The sequence below is a fragment of the Oscillatoria salina IIICB1 genome, from assembly GCF_020144665.1.
Taxonomy (GTDB): domain Bacteria; phylum Cyanobacteriota; class Cyanobacteriia; order Cyanobacteriales; family SIO1D9; genus IIICB1.
In genome coordinates this window covers 1-16,410 of sequence record NZ_JAAHBQ010000010.1, presented here as the reverse complement: position 1 = coordinate 16,410, position 16,410 = coordinate 1, and the positions used below count along the sequence as shown (strand labels likewise).

General features: G+C 39.8%; 8 protein-coding genes. 5 read left to right on the top strand and 3 right to left on the bottom strand.

Translation table 11 applies throughout. The annotated features are described in order from the left end of the window. Positions 1 to 3 precede the first annotated feature (3 nt). On the top strand, positions 4 to 1,119 hold the full coding sequence (locus tag G3T18_RS03635; protein ID WP_224409166.1) for an NAD(P)/FAD-dependent oxidoreductase: 1,116 nt from the start codon (positions 4 to 6) through the stop codon (positions 1,117 to 1,119). Here the strand turns inward: G3T18_RS03635 and G3T18_RS03630 are convergent. Continuing rightward, the gene (locus tag G3T18_RS03630; protein ID WP_224409165.1) at positions 1,116 to 5,384 is read right to left on the bottom strand and encodes a PAS domain S-box protein; all 4,269 of its coding nucleotides are present in this window, start codon (positions 5,382 to 5,384) and stop codon (positions 1,116 to 1,118) included. The two genes, G3T18_RS03635 and G3T18_RS03630, sit on opposite strands and share 4 nt — an antisense overlap. A 994-nt stretch (positions 5,385 to 6,378) precedes the next feature. Between G3T18_RS03630 and G3T18_RS03625 the strand changes: the two genes are divergently transcribed. Beyond that, the gene (locus G3T18_RS03625; protein ID WP_224409164.1) at positions 6,379 to 6,774 is read left to right on the top strand and encodes a hypothetical protein; all 396 of its coding nucleotides are present in this window, start codon (positions 6,379 to 6,381) and stop codon (positions 6,772 to 6,774) included. Positions 6,775 to 6,866: 92 nt separating this feature from the next. Here the strand turns inward: G3T18_RS03625 and G3T18_RS03620 are convergent, their stop codons facing one another. Together G3T18_RS03620 and G3T18_RS03615 are read right to left on the bottom strand one after the other, a co-directional pair. Next, positions 6,867 to 8,480 carry an adenylate/guanylate cyclase domain-containing protein gene (locus G3T18_RS03620; RefSeq protein WP_224409163.1) on the bottom strand — a complete coding sequence of 538 codons (1,614 nt, stop codon included), beginning with the start codon at positions 8,478 to 8,480 and terminating at the stop codon, positions 6,867 to 6,869. Beyond that, entirely contained in the window at positions 8,431 to 9,936 is a 1,506-nt protein-coding gene (locus G3T18_RS03615; protein ID WP_224409162.1) for a sensor histidine kinase, read from the bottom strand. Before G3T18_RS03615 ends, G3T18_RS03620 begins: the two co-directional genes overlap by 50 nt. Before the next feature lie 635 nt (positions 9,937 to 10,571). On the opposite strand from G3T18_RS03615, the gene G3T18_RS03610 reads away from it, so the two are divergent. The 3 genes from G3T18_RS03610 to G3T18_RS03600 all read left to right on the top strand — a co-directional run. Next, on the top strand, positions 10,572 to 12,569 hold the full coding sequence (locus G3T18_RS03610; RefSeq protein ID WP_224409161.1) for an AAA-like domain-containing protein: 1,998 nt from the start codon (positions 10,572 to 10,574) through the stop codon (positions 12,567 to 12,569). 127 nt (positions 12,570 to 12,696) lie between these two features. Continuing rightward, entirely contained in the window at positions 12,697 to 15,120 is a 2,424-nt protein-coding gene (locus tag G3T18_RS03605) for an AAA-like domain-containing protein (RefSeq protein WP_224409160.1), read from the top strand. A 407-nt stretch (positions 15,121 to 15,527) separates the two neighbouring features. Further along, the coding region (locus G3T18_RS03600) for a response regulator (protein ID WP_224409159.1) at positions 15,528 to 16,410 on the top strand (883 nt) is incomplete at its 3' end.

The window sequence follows — 16,410 nt, the reverse complement described above, 5'->3', positions numbered from 1 at the left end:
TGCATGATTAAAGTTGGGATAGTTGGGTGCGGTGTCGTGGGAGCGGCGATCGCTTATGAGTTAAGTCGGGTTGAGGGGTTAAATGTTACTCTCTTTGACCGACAAACTCCGGCATCGGGTTCCACTGGTGCCGCACTTGGCGTTTTAATGGGCGCTATTAGTCAGAAAACTAAGGGTAGGGGCTGGCGGTTGCGATCGGCAAGTATGCGCCGCTATGACTCGTTAATTGCTGAACTAAGGGAAATTACTGGGCAAGATCTGCCCTACAATCAGCAAGGTATTTTGCTGTTACGCTTTGCACAAGACGACCGCGATCGCTGGGAAAAATTAATTCAGGTACGCAACTCTCAAGGCTGGAAGTTAGAGTTATACGAGATCGCCTCTCTTCGCCAAAAATGTCCCCAGTTACAAAATGACCGTATTGTCGGTGCTGTCTATTCTCCTCAAGACAGACAAGTCGATCCCACTGCTCTTACTCAAGCACTCGTTACTGCTGCCCGAATTAACGGCGTCAACTGTAATTTTGGACTTGAAGTGCAAAATTTTGCAACTACCACTGTTACAGGCTCAAATGAGCGTCTTTGCCAGCAAATTTACACTACAGGTGGAGCATTTGAGATAGATTGGTTGGTTATTAGTGCTGGTTTGGGTTCTCTTCCCTTAACGACATCTTTAAATCAAAAAGTAGATCTTCGTCCTGTTTTAGGACAAGCATTGCACGTCAAATCAAAACAGCCATTAGGAAACCCTAATTTCCAACCCGTAATTACTGGCGACGACGTGCATATTGTACCTTTAGGAAACCAAGAATATTGGCTCGGTGCGACTGTAGAATTCCCTGACGATACAGGTGAAATAAATGCTAATTCTGCCTTATTAACACAAGTCAAACAACAAGCAATTTCCTTTTGTCCTGCCTTAGCTGATGCTACCATTCTGCGTACTTGGTCGGGCAAACGTCCCCGTCCCGAAGGACAAAGCGCCCCAGTAATTAGTAAACTAACAGGATATCGTAATGTTTTACTTGCTACTGGTCATTATCGTAACGGAATCTTACTCGCACCCGCTACCGCATTACAAATTAAAGAAACGATTTTGAAAAATCAGGAAAATTGTTAGTTTTCACCCCGATTTGGCAGCGTAAAATAAAAAACTGAACCGCCTTCAACTGAAGAATCAACCCAAATTCTCCCCCCGTGACTTTCGACAATTTTTTGACAAATTGCTAAACCTATACCCGTACCGGGATATTCTTCTTGAGTGTGTAAGCGTTGAAAAATTTGGAAAATGCGATCGCGGTATTTAGGATTAATCCCAATTCCATTATCTCGAACGGCGAAACACCAACCATCTTCCTCCAGAGTAGCACTAATTTGAATAACTGGAGGCGCTTCGCTACGGTATTTAATTGCATTACTAATTAAATTTTGAAATAACTGTATTAGTTGAGATCTATCGGCAATTAAAGTAGGTAGAAGCTCGTTAATAATTGTAGCTTGATTTTGGCGAATTATTTGGCGGAGATTAGATTTTGCTTGCTCGATAATTAAGTTACAATCAGTTAATTGCAAAGCTTTGGTATTTCTACCAAGTCGCGAATATGCTAGCAAATCATTAATTAGTGCTTGCATCCGACTGCTACCGCTAGTTATGTAATAAAGATACTTTTTAGCTTTCGCATCTAATAGATTGCTGTAACGTTTTTCTAAGAGTTTGACATAACTAGAAATAGTTTGTAAAGGCTCTTGTAAATCGTGAGAAGCCACATAAGCAAACTGTTCTAATTCAGCATTAGAACGAGCTAATTCTTGTGAATAACAAGTTTTTTGCTCTAATAATTGTGCTTGGGAGAGTGCGATTCCTAATTGGTTAGCAAATTGAGTAACTAACTCTATTTCCCAACTCGTCCATTTTCGCGGTTGACTGCATTGTTGGACGCAGAGTAATCCCCATAATTGAGGCGGATTTTCTAGTTGTTCGCTATATTCAGATGGTACTTGCTTAGACTTCATCAAAATAGGTACAACTAAGTTAGCACGAATTTGATATTTTTCGAGCCATTCTCGATAACATTCTGGTGGTTCGGTAGCCAGAAGATCGGCACAAGTATAAATAAATCCATTGCGATATTTACCCAGAAATTCAGATAAATTTTCATCAAAAATAATTTCTCCCAACATAGCAGGAAATGCAACTTCTATAGCTTCATTAACAATTTCTCCGGAACCATCATCAAGAAGCCGAAAGAAAACAACTCTTTCCGCAGCGAGAGTTACTTGTAATTCCGTGACAGTAGTTTCCAGAATTTGGTCGATTGAGAGCGATCGCCGAATTTTTAAAGTTAAAGCTGCAAGTAATTGGCGATCGCGGGAAGCTCGTTCTTGTTCGAGACGCGATCGCTGTTTCTCCTGATAAGTATAAATTAGATCGCCGACAATTTGCAGCATTTGCACGTCTTCGTCTGACCAAGTTTTCCGGTTTTCCGTGTTATTGTCAAAACTAATACTTCCCCAAAGTTCACCCTCAGAAGTAAAAATCGGGACAGCTAACAATGAACCAATATTATTAGCAGCGAGTAATCGTTGTTCAGCACTTGCCGTAGCAGGTAAATTGCGTAGATCGTTAATTACAATAGCTTGGTTAGCCTTTAATTGTTCGATCCACCAAGAAAACTTAGAAGTAGGTAAGTTTTGGTAACTCTCAATTTCCGAAGCAACACCTTCATTGCACCATTCGTAAATAGCGTCAACAAATCTACCCTCATTGCGGAAACGATCGATAAAAGCGCGATCGCTTCCGACTACCTTTCCTAAAATACCCAAAATTTGTCCAAAGTCTACCGCATCATTAGTCGCCAATTCTCTCGACACTTGCGCTAAAGCTGTTTCCAAATTAAGACGATAGCGTAACTTTTCTTCAGCTTGACGGCGATCGCTAATGTCAGTAATTAAAGCATAATATCCTCTCACTTGTTCGTTCTCGTCAAAATCGGGAATTAACGAACCGATAATGTAGCGTTTTCCAGTAGTATAAGGCAATTCGGTTTCATAACTAACTAACTCACCAGTCAAGACTTGCTCGATCTGCTCGCGTACCCTAGCAAATGCTTCTTTGCCAATTATCTCCCAAATTGGTCTACCATAAATCTTAGCACGGTTAATGCCAAACCAAACTTCGTAAGTTTGGTTAACAAACTGATAGCAAAGATTAGCATCAATATAGGAAATACAAACAGGTAAAGCATCAGTAACTAAGCGCAACTGCGATTCACTTTGACGCAGTTGAAACTCAGCTTGTTTGCGTTCGGTAATATCTTGAATTACAGCAATCGTATATTTGGGTAGTCCTGATTCAGAAGATACTAAAGAGACAGTTATATTAGCCCAAAAAAGCGAACCGTCTTTACGAAGATAGCGCTTTTCGAGGGAAAAAGTGGCGATTTCGCCAGCAAACATCCGTCGTGCTAATTCGATATTTTCTGCTAAATCTTCTGGATAGGTGATTTGCTGCCAAGTAAAGTTTAAAATTTCTGCTTCCGTATAGCCAAATAAGTTACAGAAGCGTTGATTTACTTGCAAAAATTGACCAGTAGGAGATGTTTGCGCGATCCCAACCGCAGCTTGCTCAAAAATGACTCGGAAACGTTCTTCACTTTCTCTTAAAGCTTCTAATGTCAACTTTTGGGGAGTTATATTTTGGCTCATTACCAAGACAAATTCTACAGAATTGTCCGGAGCATATTCGGCAACTAAATGAGATTGATAAGTTTTTAATCCTTCTGGGGTGGGGAAATCAAACTCTAAAGATTCTTCGATACCAGTTGCAAATACTTTTTGTAAACTAGCTGACCATAAAGATACCAAATTTGCTGGCATTCCTAATTCTGTATTTGTTCTCCCAATGAAACTTTGATGAGGGATGCCCGTTGCCTGTTCTACAGTGGGGTTAACGTAAACATAGCGCAAATCTCGGTCAAATCGAGCAATTACTTCGGGAGAATTTTCAGTTAAAGTTCTAAATTGGCGTTCCTGTCGAGATAACTCTTCTTCTGCAAGCAAACGTTCTATTTTTAAAGCAACTGCTGCTGCGGCTATTTGCAAAAGTGCTACTTCTGATGCTTCCCATTCACTCGCTTCGCTACAGTTGTCAAAGCCGATCGAACCAAAAAAGCGATCGTTAACGAATAGAGGCAAAATTAAGATAGAGAGAATTCTTTGTGGTTCGAGAAAATCACGCTCTTCTTGTGGAAGTTCGGCGACAATACCACTAATAAAGTTTCCTTGTAATAAAGCTTCTTGCCAGCGAGGGAAAAATTGATTGTCAGGTAGATTTTGTAGTCGGGGATTATTTATTTCTGGGGGGATCTCTTCAGCACACCACTCAGCTTTTTGACTTGTTAGTAAGCGATTTTGTCGATCGAAGTGATTTTCAAAGATATAAACGCGATCGGCATTTGCTGCTTCTCCGAGCGGTTGTAAAATTTGCTGATAACAATTGGTAATATCTGAACAAGCTAACAACCGTCGTTGTATTTCTACCAAAGCAGTTAAGTAACGTTCCCGCTTGCTTAATTTTAATTCAGCTTCTTTGCGTGAGGTGATATCCTCGCTGATACCCCCAAGACGGTAAATATCTCCAGTTTCAGTGCGAAGAAAAAAGAGGCGATCGCGTCTCCACCTAATTTCACCGTCACGTCGCACGATTCGATATACTTTGTCTCTACCTTTGGGAATTTTACCTTCAATTACTTCTCGAACAACTTCGCTCATCCACTGACGATCTTCAGGATGAATGCTTTCTAACCAAGTTGAAGGATTTTTGGATAAACTTTCACAGCTATATTGCCAAATTTGCTCGTATTGCGGGCTAATGTAGAGAATCTGCTGAAAATCTGGTGTGGCTAGCCAAAAAACTGCTTCGATATTCTCGGCTAACTGACGAAATTGGGCTTCGCTTGCTTGTAATTGTTGAGTTTGCACTTGAATCTGAGCAAGTTTACTTGTCAGTCGCAGCGATCGCTCTAATTCCTTAACCCTGAGTTGTTCTTTCTCTAAATAGTCTGTCGCTCCTCTCGCTAATGCTTCTCTACCGTTAGTTTGATTTTCGCACAAGTAAATGACTGGTACTAGATTGTTTTGTTCTACAATAGTTGGGAGCCATTCTAAGTCTAGTTGACAGTCTAGCAAACAAACAGTTACACTTTTTCCCGTCTGCCTTAAATTTGCTAACGTGGCTCTTAAGGTTCCTACAATTGTTAGCTCGCATCTTGGTTCGCTAATGACTGCAAGCAGTTGTCCGATCTTGCTAATTAGTTCTCCATTCGCTGTTACTAACAGTATCTTAAGGGGAAGGCTACTTAAAAAGTTCTGCTGTCCGTTTGTCATAGGTACAACTTTTATAATTAATTTTTTGGGCGCGATCTTTATTTGCTGAAAGTTGCCTATAAGCCAATTTGGTTTTTTAAGCTGGAAAACTTTCTTTCTAAGCGATCGGCAAAATGTCAAGGGGATCGATATATTTTTACTTTAACTAACGAATAAATATCTTTTCTTAAAGTATTATTCAATCAGACGACAATCTTTAAGTAAATTTACGGATAAGTATATTCTCGTAACTATTTTCCTATCTAGTCATAAATTTAATTGGTTACTCTTTCTGAGTTTTGTTTCCTGACAAAAACCAAATTAGCATTAGCTTAATTAAGCAATTGCTGGGAAAATTTAACTAGATTTGAGTTTCTGATTCTAAGTCAGATAATTTTTTTCAGAGTATTTTTGCTAGCTAGGGATTAGTTTTTTTTTATTTAAGCTGACTAAGCTAGTTATTCTAGGTAAAATTAACTAAAATAATTGGCTAAGTCTTTAAAGAATTCATATTTTTAATTGCTCGTTATGCTTTTCTGTTAGCTCACTCGATGACTTTTTTTGTAACAAATGTTAATTTTCGGACATAGCAATTTAACGAACCTTGGGCTTGGCATCTGTCAAGAGAGAGATTTATCAATAATTTTTATCTAACTATTTCGACTACGGCTTGTACCACAAAATAAACACTTTTTTGAGATCTTTTCACAAAAATTGACAAAAAAAACTTGGCTATTTCCTACTTAAGGAAGAGAAAAAATCAGGAAAAAAAAAGGGAAAATTAAATTAAATTGCGGATTGTTTAGATAAAAAAACTAGCAACTTGTTAAAGGCGCTAGTTAAATAAACCAAAAAATACTTAGGAAGCGCTTGAGTAGCTAATAGTCAGAGCGCCGTGGAGATAAGTATACTACTTCTAGAGTGCAATGGTTGAAATATATTCGCCAAAGCGCCAGGAAAATAAATATCATTAGAAAAAATTTTCAATCCAGGTAAAGAAGAAAATCGTAGGAAGATGAACTTAAAAGAATTTAACGAGCGATATTTAGAATTAACAAGGGATTTTAGCGGCACGAATTTTTTAATTGAAGAACCCTCAAGTCCAGTATCCAGCCAAGGAGAAGAATACAACAGTAACATCTTATCAATTCCTACGGCGGTACCAGCGCTAGTAGGAGCGATGTGTATTTTTCTGGGCATAAAATTCAATAAAATCATTCAGAAACGGTTCGGAAAATTCAAGAAAATAAGTCAAAATCTTCCTTGTAGTAACTGTAAATATTTTCAAAATAATCCTTATCTGAAGTGTGCAGTGCAACCCAATTTGGTACTTAAACAAGAAGCCAAAAACTGTCAAGATTATCTGCCTAATACCGAAGATGAAAGCCAGATAAACGAAAACCAAAAATAACCAAGGAAACTTTTTCGATCTAGCGGTGAGAGTGTCAACAAAAGCGAGCGAAAATTACCAGACAAAGATTGCCTTAGCTATCAGACAGCGACTTAAGTCACTGGCTGGCTAATCCCAACCAAAAAATAAGTAGTCATTTCGCCCTTACCTTTAATCGGAACTAAACCCCTAGTTTCAAACTTAAATCGATCTTTTAAGCGCTCGTAAACCGTGGCTGTCACCTGAATTTTACCAGGAACCCCGCTAGATTCCATCCGCGAAGCCACATTTACTGTATCGCCCCAAAGGTCGTAAATAAACTTAGTCTTACCAATTACCCCAGCCACCACAGGACCGATATTAATGCCAATTCTCAGTTGAAAATTCTCGTTAGTTTGGCGACTGAAATCAGCAATACTAGCTTGCATCTCCAATGCCATTTGCGCGATCGCGATCGTATGCTTTGGATGTGCATCGGGTAAATTGCCAACTACCATATAAGCATCGCCAATAGTTTTAATTTTTTCTAACTGATATTTTTCTGTCAACCGATCGAAGCGACTAAAAATTTCATTGAGAATTTTAATTAGTTCTGTCGAAGTTTTTTGAGCGGAAAAGGCAGTAAAACCCACTAAATCGGCAAATAAAACGCTAGCATCGGCATAGTCATCAGCAATAATTTCCGGATTACTTTGCAAGCGTTGAGCCACAGGACGTGGTAAAATATTTAATAAGAGTTGTTCGGTTTGTTCTTTTTGATTTTTTAACTCATCTTGAGCTTGTTTGCGTTGCATAAACGAACCTAACTGAGTTGCTACCCCGCTCACCAATTGAATTAACCAAGAACTACTAGAAAAAGACTCTTGTTTAAAGAAAAATAACCAAGCTAAAACTTGATTGTCGCCTAAAATTGGCACGGCGCCTGCCGCTTGAAAACCAACCGCCATTGCTTGCTGAAAGCGAGAAAAATTTTGCCAATCTTCTTGGGAAATATTTTTCGTCCAAATCGGCTTTTTCGAGTGGAAAAGTTTAGCAAGCAAACCAACTTCAGTGTTTAAACTAGAATCTTGGCTTTGGCTGTGGAAACTAGCCAAACTGCGATCGCGACTATAGTAACTTTGGCTACATTGTAACTGCCGGCGAGAGCCATTGAAAATCCAAGCCTCTGCATAATCCCAATGAATCGTCAGACAAACCAAAGGTAGTACATCTGCTAAAGCCGAGTGAATATCTTCAGCTTGATTAATTTTTTGGACGATCGCCAATAAAAGCCGAATTTCCGCTTCTTGCTTGCGAAGTAAACGATTGCGTTTTTCCAATTCTAACTGAAGCGATCGCAACCGTAAATGATTCTCAATTCGAGCTAAAACTTCTCTTTCCTCAAAAGGTTTGGTAATATAATCTACACCACCGAGACTAAAAGCTTTTACCTTATCGATCGCTTCATGCACCGCAGTCAAAAAAATAATTGGTATCTGCTGAGTTTCTGGATTAGCTTTTAGCTGTTCGCACACCTGGTAGCCGTCCATTTCTGGCATAAGAATGTCCAGTATAATCAGATCGGGAAAATGTGCTTTTACTGACTTGAGAGCTAAGCTACCATTCGGTGCCACCCTAACATGATAACCCTGCTGAGATAAAAGTTGAGTTAACAACTTTAAATTAGCGGGATTATCGTCAACCACTAAAATATTTTCTTGAGGCATCAGCGATCGTGCTTGATTCATAGGAAACTGCGGTTAAACTTAAGAGTTGCTCGAACTGATATCGAGCTGCTAAATCTAGTAATGTCCGAGCAATAGTTTCGTATTGAGGTTGAATTTCTGCAATCAAAGACTCAATTAAAGTTATATCTCCTTCAAGAGTAGCTTGATGTAACTGGGATCTCCATTTTAGAGGTAAGACTTCTAAATCTTTGCTACTTAGAGGAGTAAGAGATGATTCTAATTGATCGCCAAAGAATTCCTGATAGATATAAGATACTCCTAGATATTCATTGACATGGGGGGCGAAAACGATCGCCGGGTTGTGATGGACTTTGGTAACGTCTTTCGCTTCGACTATATCCACAGGAATGTCAAAGATGAAAGTTGTACCTTTACCAACTTCGCTTTGGAAATGAATACTGCCACCCATAAGTTGGATAAAATTACGGCTAATTGCCAAACCCAAACCCGTACCTTGTGCTAAATCTTGTCCCGATTTGGTTTGGCTAAAAGCTTCAAATAATTTATCTTGTTCTTCTGGAGCGATTCCTCTACCAGTATCTTCAACGCTAAAGATAATTGTGGAGTTTTGCCGCGATCCTAGTTTCACTTTTACCGCTACTCTGCCTCTAGAAGTGAATTTTACGGCATTATTAATCAGATTAATTAAAATTTGACGTAGTTTGATTTCATCGGTGCGGATATAACGAGGAACGTCATCAGAACGGAGGAAATGCAAATCTAAACGCTGAGTTTCCGCCCGCAGATGAAACATATCTTCTAAATCTTTTAAAAGGCGATAGAGGTCAAAATTGTGGAGATTGAGGACAGTTTTTCCAGCTTCGATTTTCGCTAAATCTAAAATATTATTAATTAAAGCAAGTAAATGTTCGGCGCTGCGGCTAATAATGTTGATATTTTCTCGTTGTTCTAAGGAGAAGTTGGGATCTCGCTCTAGCAGTCTCGCAAAGCCAATAATGGCGTTAAGGGGAGAGCGCAATTCGTGGCTAAAATTGGCAATGAAGTTACTTTTGGCTTGATTAGCGGCTTCAGCTTTGGCTTTAGCTTGGGTTAATTCAATTATTTGAGCTTTGAGAATGGAAGAAGTTTGTTGGTTGGGGCTAAGTTCTTGTAAGGTAGCGATCGCTTCAGCGAACTTGCTCTCTTCAGCGATCGGCGTGGATAATAAATATGTCAGCTTCACTGCTAGGGCGATCGCGCTTGCTGTTGTCACTGCTACCAACCCCACAAACAGCGAGCGGTTGAGAGTGATTTCCGCTACACTGAGGATCGCGATCGGTACTAAAGCCATCAGCAGAAACCCTAGCAACATTTGAGTGCGAAAAGAAAGTTGAGTAACTCGAATCGATAATTGTTTTTTTAGTAGCGCGATCGCCAGTCTCTCAGAAGTACAAGCCGACTTGTCAAGTGGAAGTAATTCTTGTCTGGTTGGAAATCTCACTTCTGGTTGAATCATAGCTCTTAATGCTCCTCTACGCGCTGAAGAAAAATCCTTCCTCAAGCACTCTTAACTATCTTTTGCTGTACATTTACTAACTTTTGGGAAAAATTGATTTTGCTCAGTGTCCGAAATCAGACTCTGAGAAATTGTTGTCTGTGGAAGGCTTAATTGAGGTAAAAGATTTATCCAGGCAGATCCTAAGCCCCAACGAGCTTGAGGGACTCTGCCCCAGTAGTTTTTACCTAAGCAAAATTGCCTAACTGCTCTGGTAACAGCCCAGAGTTGTCCGCGATCGTTCTCTTTCATCCATCCAGTTACTCCAAAATTAACGCTTGAAAGTTAATTTTTGGTAAATGCGCCCTTTCTACTGGAAGTTTCCAGAAGGAGAATCGCTTAGTATCCTTACAAGTTTGGTTAAAACTTCCTATATCCAAGATTGTAGATGTTATTTTCCCTATCGTCGATATTACGGAAATTAAGTTCCTCTGACAGGAGAAAATATTCCGCAACAGAGCAAGTAGAGTTGTGCAGTGAATAATTTCGGGTTGTCGAGTGTCAAAGCAACGGAGACAGTAAACGAAAACCTCTAACAGCTAACTTAAACCAAAGGGGCTTTTGTTGGTATTCAGAGAACTGCACAGAAGACGAGGATGCTAAATCTGACTTTAGCATCGTTTCGACACTACGCACAAAGCGATCGCCTGCGTGTAGCAAGCGTCGCGAATCAACTACACACCTGTGAAGGCGATCTCCACAATTACCTCACGATCGCCAAGCTTCGGTATACAACTAGAAAGAGAAAGCTAAACGAGCAATCCGCGCAAACCATGAATCAACTTGAGTTTACCCAAGCATTCCTCAATCTCACTCCCAGACAAGAGGAAGTCTTGCTAAAAATTTTAGCGGGTGAGAAAGATGCAGCGATCGCGCAAACATTGCATATTACTAAAGATACCGTTCGCAAGCACGTGGAAAATATCTGCAAAGCTTTCGCTCTTTCAACTCCGGAAGATTCCGGTCACTCCCATCGTCCGGAGTTAATCTCTCTGTTTGCTAAGTATAGACCAGATTTATTCAGCACTACCCAAGAGCAAAACAAATCTCGCTTGCAGATCGTTCTCAGCTACCATCAAATTAAAGAAGCAGAAGTAGAAGCGATCGCGCAATTAGAAACCGCCTTAAAAAACCAAGGATACGACATTTTCCTCGCCAATAATAGTCTGCGGGCGGCTTCCAATGGCTTACAATCACTTTACAGCGCCCTCAGTAACTGCGACTGCTTGCTATTGCTACTGTCACCCTTAGCCGCTTGTAGTGAAATGGTGACAGAAGAAGTGCGACTGGTCAAAACTTTGCGAGATAGTAGAAATGACTCCAAACCAGCGATCGTTTCTATTCGTCTCAATTGTCCTTTAAGTTTACTCAACCACGATCTGCGAGGTTATTTACAAGGTACGCCTCTGGTAGAGTGGAACCAACCAGCCGATACAGAAAACACGATTCAAAGCGTCTTCGAGTTACTCGCCTGCAAAGGATACACTGGAAACAGCCAGATTTACACCCACAGCCAAACCCAATCGATCGCTCCTTATGCAGTTATACCCGATCGCCCGCCCCAACCCGTCGCCGAACCAGAATTACCACGGGGACAAGTAGAACTCGCCTCTGCATTTTACATCGAAAGACCGGGTAGCGATCGCCGCTCTTACGAAGCCATTAGCAAACCTGGTGCATTAATTCGCATTAAAGCACCCAGACAAATGGGTAAAACTTCTTTAATGGCAAGAATAATGCACTACGCCCAAGTTCAAGGATATGCTATCGTTCCCTTAAGCTTTCAACTCGCCGACCGCAAAATTTTTCGCGACTTAGAGTTATTCTTAAAATGGTTTAGCATTAATGTAGCGCTTCAACTAGAATTACCCGACTGTTTAGAGCGACATTGGCATAGTCTTTTCGGTGACAAAGTCGCTTGTAAAGCCTACTTTGAAAGATACATTTTAGCCAAAATCGATCCAGTTTTAGTTTTAGGTTTAGATGAACTCGATGTCATCTTTAAATATCCCGAAATTGCTGCCGACTTCTTTGGTTTATTGCGAGCATGGCATGAAGAAGCCAAAAATCAAGAAATTTGGCAAAAACTTCGTTTAATTATCGTTCATTCCACTGAAGTTTATGTCCCGATGGATATTAACCAATCTCCCTTTAACGTCGGACTTCCCGTAGAATTACCCGAATTCCAACCCGAAATGGTTGTTGATTTAACCAGAAGACATGGATTAACTTGGTGCCAAAATGAAGTTGACCAACTGATGAACTTAGTTGGCGGACATCCTTATTTAATTCGCCTCGCACTTTATCACATTTCTCGTCAAGAAATTACCTTAACAGAATTACTCAAAACTGCCGCCACAAATTCGGGATTATATAACGATCATCTGCGACGACATTTATGGAATTTAGAACAACATCCCGAGTTAGCTACTGCCTTGAAAAAAGTAGTTAATAGTGACAGCCCGGTACAATTAGAGTCAAGGCAATCGTTTAAATTACACAGTTTAGGATTAGTGAATTTACATGGCAATCAAGTAACACCACGCTCTCGCCTCTACCGCCAATATTTTCAAGTTAATTTAGCCACTAATTAAATGGCAACCAAAGAATAATCTCAGGTTCCAGACTCGAAGAAAAATATTGGCAAAAAATTCCAAATAAAGATAAGCTAGAACAAATTTATGTTTAGGTTGAGAATTAAAACCAGATCGAGGTGCATCAATGGAGTTATCATTTAACTCAGCCTATAGTTATCAAGTCGGCGGTAGTTTACCTGTAAACTCACCAACCTACGCAATTAGAAAGGCTGATGCTGAATTATATCAAGGAATACGAGCAGGAGAATTTTGTTATGTTCTTAATTCGAGACAAATGGGGAAATCAAGTTTGCGCGTGCGCACTATGCAAAGATTGCAAGCTCAAGGGATTTGTTGTGTTGCGGTAGATTTAACAGCTATCGGCAGTCAAAATATTACTTCAGATCGATGGTATGCGGGTATTACCTATACTTTAGCTAGTAGTTTTCATCTCTTAGAGAAAATCGATCTAGGTGATTGGTGGTGTCAGCGAGAATTCCTCTCTCCAGTGCAGCGTTTAGACGCATTTTTACAAGAAATTTTACTGCCAGAAATTGCCGAAGAAGTGGTAATTTTTATTGATGAGATTGATAGTGTACTTAGTTTGAATTTCCCAGTTAATGATTTTTTTGCCTTAATTCGTGCTTGTTATAATAAACGTGCTTACAAATCAGAATATCAACGTCTTACTTGGGTATTGTTAGGCGTAGCAACTCCCTCAGAATTAATTACAGATAAAGATTGTACTCCTTTTAATATCGGTCGTCCCATTCGTTTAACAGGTTTTCACTTAGGTGAATGTGCTGGATTAGCGAGAGGATTAGCTAACAAAGCAGATAATCCTTTAGCAGTGTTGAAAGTTATTTTAGCTTGGACGGCAGGCAAACCTTTTTTAACTCAAAAAATCTGCCATTTAGTGCAAACAAACAGCGAATTTATTGCTCAAGGAAAAGAAGTAACTATAATCGAAAAAATTGTGCGATCGCAGATTATTGAAAACTGGGAAGCACAAGACGAACCAGAACATTTGCGCTCGATTCGCTCTCGTCTACTCCACAAGGGCGATCTGAGCGTAAAATTGCTAACCCTGTATCAAGAAATTCTCGAACAAGGCGAAATTTTAGCCGACGAAAGTAGCGAACAAATTGCTTTGCGCTTATCAGGATTAGTAGTAAAAGTGCGAGCGGGAAAGCGCTACAATAAACCAGTTCTTAAAGTTTATAACTCGATTTATAAGTTAGTATTTAACCTGAATTGGGTGAAAGAAGAACTGAAAAAACTTAATCCCAGTGTGGATTTTCCCGAAATCAATACACAACCAACCAGTAGCGACGAACAAATTCTTTACGATCATTGGCTCGATTTAGTCGAAAAAGAGACTCCAGAAGCTTTACTTAAAAGGTTTCGTCAGTTGTTTATCGATGGGAAAAACTATCCTAATCCAGAGATTGAAGCAGCTTTATATCGCATTGTTGCCTTCTTAGATAACCCGCAAAATTTTAAGTATATACTCAATCGTTGCTGCACTATTTTAATCAACCATTGGCAAAGACGTTCCCAACGAGAAACCGCAATATTTAGTTTAGTAGATATGTTGGAAAACGCCTCGCCTCGTTCAAGAATTATTGCTTCTTATTCTTTAGTTGTTAGGCGCTTACAACAACTGAGACAAATATTTATTCAAAGTGAAGAATTTCTCTCGCTCAAACGTTTACTTCACGTTGTCGAACCCCATCCCAAAATTGTTGATTTACAAACCGATATTCCTTTAGGTCAACTAATTCGTCGCTATCCTTATCTTTACAATCATTATCTGATGTGCGAGACAAGTTCTTACGAACAAAGACAAGCTATTCGCGATCTGCAAACGCAACAGCAACGAGAGTTTGAAATTAGCCTGTCTCAATATGCAACTTACCTCGTCAGACAACTGCACGCATCGAAAAATAGTCCCAGAATAGTTACACCTTTATCCAATCCTACCTTATTAAGCGATCGCGAACTCTATGACGCACTGAAGCAGTTTATCGGTAAAGTTGATGGTTCCTACTCTTACCGGGACTTAGCGCAAATTTTCTTAACACGAACTACTAGAACTCACTCTTATAAAGATTTTAAAGCCGATCTCTACGAATATTTAGTTGCTAATATTGACCCCAAATATGGGAATAATTATTTTAATAAACGTTTAGAAAGACAACTACAAGATACTTTTCCAGAAAGCGAAAATTTACCTTTAAATGAAATGTTACTTATGCGAACTTGTAGCAAATTATTTAAATTTTTAGTTGAAACCCCAGAGCATCCTAACTATTATCTTTTTATCGATTTAGTTTCCAATTTAGGAGTAGTGAGAACGATGGGTTTGCTCCTAAAAATTGCCTTGTTATCCCGCCCAGTTAAGCCTCATTTAGAAAAACAGTTTTCCCTGTTGTTTAACTATTATGAATCCCAGCGAGTGGAAGAGATTTCTTGGCTGGTTTGTTCTTTAGAAAATCTCAATGTAGCTCTAGTAACTAATTTTGGGACAATTGACCTTTCTTTTCTGGAGCGTAATATACAGAAATAATTCTTAATCGGGGTTTGGTTTGTTCCTATCTCCTGTCCAGACAAATCAGGAGCAAGAATGTGGTAGCGATCGCTACACGATTCTGCTAATCTAAGTTAGACTATGGCACAATCAGCTAAACTGCGCAAAAGCAGAAGTGGTTCGTTGCCTCGATCCGACTCTCACTAACTGGAAATCGAATGTAGAAATTTAACGAAGAGCAAAATTGATAGTTCGGCTATGATTGAGATTGTCGTCTTAAAACGGTTGTGTGATATGACAGTAGAAACTGCTGAACTTCTTTTAGGGACAATCAGGAAAAATTACCTTTATCGGGATTAGCGATCGCCACTGAAGACTATTGCCAAAGTTCTCTAGATTTACTGATTGATGCTAGATAAGAGTGCTATCTCACAAAAACAGTAGTTATGACTACTTTAAACCTCGGCGAAGCGATGTGTAGCCATTCCCTAAAAATTCTTTTAATCGAAGATAACCTCGCTGAGACAGAATTGATCGAGGAGCTTTTGGCTGAGGTAGACAGCGATCTTAGCTTTGAATTGACAGCGTTTAATCGCTTGGAAGAAGGGCTAGATTATTTAACTCGGCAGGAAGCTACCCAGTGTTCGATTGAAGTTATTTTATTAGATTTGTCTCTACCGGATAGCAAAGGACTGGGAACTATTGCGGAAGTAAAAGCTAAGGCACCCTATATTCCGATTGTAGTCTTGACGGTTCTTGATGATGAGACAGTTGCACTCGAAGCAGTACGACAGGGAGCGCAAGATTATTTGGTTAAGGGAAATTTTGATGGTGAGTTGCTAGCACGAGCAATGCGCTATGCGATCGAACGTCAAATGGATGTGATTGCGCTCAAACAACAAGCAGAAAGAGAGAAGTTGTTAGGGAAAATTTCCGAACGCATTCGCCAGTCGTTAGATTTAAAAGAGATTTTAGAAGCTACAGTCGCCGAAGTGCGGCAATTTCTCAATGCCGAACGAGTGTTAGTCTGTCGTACTCAATCGGACAACTCTGGTATTGTGGTTGTCAAATCAGTGGCTAGTTGCGATCGCCCGTTGTGGAATCCAGAGGTAGCGGCGGCTTTAAATATTGTCGTTCAACAGTCTTCTAATTCGGAAGTAATTGAATTTGGCGAAAATGTCGCTGGTGAGGAACTGGAAGAGGAACAAATGGATCTGATCGCCAATTCTCTAGTTAAATCACTCTTAACAGTACCGATCTGGCAATGCGAACCGACACTGAAGGGGAAAAACGAAGAACTGCAAGGGGAAAGTTTTCTTTGGGGAATGT